This is a genomic window from Halorubrum sp. Atlit-26R, assembly GCF_003666015.1.
Taxonomy (GTDB): domain Archaea; phylum Halobacteriota; class Halobacteria; order Halobacteriales; family Haloferacaceae; genus Halorubrum.
Genome location: NZ_QPLT01000146.1, coordinates 1 through 874 on the forward strand (window position 1 = coordinate 1; position 874 = coordinate 874).

An 874-nucleotide genomic window follows, 5' to 3' on the forward strand; every position below is an offset into this window, starting at 1 on the left:
CGAAGCGGATATGAATCTGATTACGTATGAATCCGGGATTCAGTCCGGGACGTTTACCGTCGACTACGGTCGCCGTGAGATTCCGATCGACACAGACTGGATGACCGAGACCCACGACAGCACCGACATCACAACAGTATCTCCTGAGTGGACAGTATCGACCGGGCTGTCGAAGCGTAGTTGGGGATCGCCATACATCCATCTGGAAGAACACTGGACTGTCAACCCCACTCCCATTATGGAGTACATCTTCGATGCGGACGGACCCGAAGAAATCCCTGACGACGAGTATTTTGAGGCGAGAGCCATCCTCGACGGCGAGGTGCTAGCGGTCTGCGGAGAAGTTTCCGTCGATCAAGGCACTCCCGTGCTCCAGGGAAGTGACAAAGTACCGCTGGTGCTTTCCGACCAAGGATTTGATGAATTCAACCGCAGTCTTCGCTACCAGATTCCGAAGTACGTACTGGTGGCGGGTGGATTTGCGGCCCTCGGCAGCCTCGCGCTAGCAAACGGATTGGGAATTGTGTGACAGTGTGGCAGAGGCAACCAATTTACTGCGTAATGTCTGGATCGATCAGTTCAGTAGAGATGGCTCTGTTGAAATCCTTAGGAACTGACACGACCGGCGTGCGAGATACAGAGGATGGGCCTTGTTTAGACGCGGTGCAGACCGTCCTCTTCGGCGTTTATTCAAACAACGAAATCGGTTCGAGAGGCTTTCTTGGATGGATTGTTCACCTCACATAGCCACTACCCGACACATTCAGGAGCGTCTAAACAAGGCCCAGAGGATGTATTCAGCACACGAAACCTGCTTGTGTGTTCCAGAGGAGCTATTTTTTGTCTTCAGGTGTTATTACACTGTGTGATTATC

The 874-nt window shown here is 52.3% G+C and carries 1 pseudogene; it reads left to right on the plus strand.

Annotation, left to right across the window (positions count from 1 at the left end):
* Positions 1-529: pseudogene (locus DVK07_RS19840) on the plus strand (hypothetical protein); the annotation flags it as partial.
* Positions 530-874: the final 345 nt, after the last annotated feature.